At 26.2% G+C, this 1,583-nt stretch carries 3 protein-coding genes; all 3 read left to right on the top strand.

The genetic code is table 11. The features are described 5' to 3' along the window. Positions 1–34 precede the first annotated feature (34 nt). Positions 35–979 carry a hypothetical protein gene (locus tag U880_RS0100775; RefSeq protein ID WP_024654392.1) on the top strand — a complete coding sequence of 315 codons (945 nt, stop codon included), beginning with the start codon at positions 35–37 and terminating at the stop codon, positions 977–979. Between the two features lie 14 nt (positions 980–993). Then, positions 994–1,401, top strand: coding sequence for a DUF3890 domain-containing protein (locus U880_RS0100770; protein ID WP_024654391.1), 408 nt, complete (start codon positions 994–996; stop codon positions 1,399–1,401). Beyond that, positions 1,401–1,583, top strand: a 183-nt coding sequence (locus tag U880_RS0100765) for a DUF1506 family protein (RefSeq protein ID WP_024654390.1), incomplete at its 3' end; no start/stop codon positions are given. The genes U880_RS0100770 and U880_RS0100765, both read left to right, overlap by 1 nt.

Below are 1,583 nucleotides of genomic sequence, written 5' to 3'. Positions count from 1 at the left end.
TTGATATTAAACAAAGTTAAAGGAACTAAAGTTTATGACAGAACTTAATGAAAATTATTATTTTAAAGAACTAGACGATCTTGAGAATGATATAAAAAAACCAATGTTTTACAAATGGTTATCTAAAGAACAAATAAAAGAAAAAGTTGCTTGTGACAAATATCACAAAATAATTAAATGGGATGCTTTTCTTAATGCTAATCCAACAATTTTAATTAATGAAGTCAACTCTATTGCTACAGTAGGTTTTCGTTCACAAACAATTAAATTTAATTATTTAAGATTACAGTATAGGTTTAGACATCTCAAACCATCAATTGAAATTTCTACAGATCCTACTTTGGATACTAATGATTATATTCTTTCTTTTAGAGAAGCATATAAATTAGCAAATAATGAAATTATTAAACTTATTGATTATTTTATATTAACCGGTACTCTGTCAATTCAAAAAGATGGTAAAAATCAAGTAGTATTACCTTCTAATATGTATGGACTACTTAATATGCCAAACCAAATTAAAGAAGAAGTTGAACAATCTAATAAAGATAAAATGGATAAGATATTTGAAAAGATAAAATCCGGACTTGCAAAATTAGAATTTGGTGACGAATTTTCTACTCCTATTATGGTACTAGTTGATCCATTAACAAGTTTAAAACTTAGTGAACCATATGTAGTAAAAAATTTATCATTTTCTTATTTGTGGGAAGATATATTAATTAAAATTATAAAGTCTATTAATAATAGGCAAAGAGTTTACTTACAAACAAGTAATCTTTTGCAAAATCAAATACTTATTTATCCTTTGAATCCAAATTTAATTGAATTTAGACCAAATAAATATATGTTACCAACTCTAAATGAACATGTTGATAAAAATTCAAGTGATATCGCTTATTCATATCTTGATTTTGTTCTTGGTGGTTTACTAGCAACAGAAAAAACTATTTTAAGAGTTGATATTAAACAAAGTTAAAGGAATTAAAGTTGATGAGTAGTGATGTCGAATCAGAAGGACTTAGAGATATTTATCTTAAAATTAAATCTCTTTTAAATGTAACAGAAGATAATTTAAGTTTTGATGAGTTTCAACAACAAGCAAATTTACTTGAGATGATAATTAAAACAAAAGGTATCAGCTTGAACTCATTAAATGAAAGTCAAGCATCACTACTCTTATATTACTACTTAGGATGTAAGTTACAACGTTGTGGTGTAATACATGATATTGATCTTGGACGAATAAAGAAAGAAAAATTAGGTGAACTGGAGATTGATTATCATCCAACATCTGATAATACAACCTGTATAAATAATGATTATTGTATTGCTTTTGAAGCTCTACTTAAAGAAGTAAAACTAGAGCAAACAAAACCTTTTGCAATAGGAGTTGTATAATGCATGTAAGACTCAGGCTTAAAAATCTTGCAGGACGAGTAATTCACTACTTCAAAGAAACATCTGATATTCGCTTTTATAAAGCTATAAATAGTACAGATAATGAATTTGCAAGTCATGATATTACTTTTGATAAGAATAATTACACAGATTTTGTTGGAATTATTATCGATATATCCCCA

Source organism: Borrelia hispanica CRI, assembly GCF_000500065.1.
GTDB classification, from domain to species: domain Bacteria; phylum Spirochaetota; class Spirochaetia; order Borreliales; family Borreliaceae; genus Borrelia; species Borrelia hispanica.
Note: the sequence above shows the minus strand (reverse complement) of the source record. Positions and strands in the feature narration are given on the sequence as shown.

What these genes read in the sequence shown, in the direction of transcription:
- U880_RS0100775 (WP_024654392.1), top strand. Translation starts at nt 35, where the DNA reads ATGACAGAACTTAATGAAAATTATTATTTTAAAGAACTAGACGATCTT.
- U880_RS0100770 (WP_024654391.1), top strand. Translation starts at nt 994, where the DNA reads ATGAGTAGTGATGTCGAATCAGAAGGACTTAGAGATATTTATCTTAAA.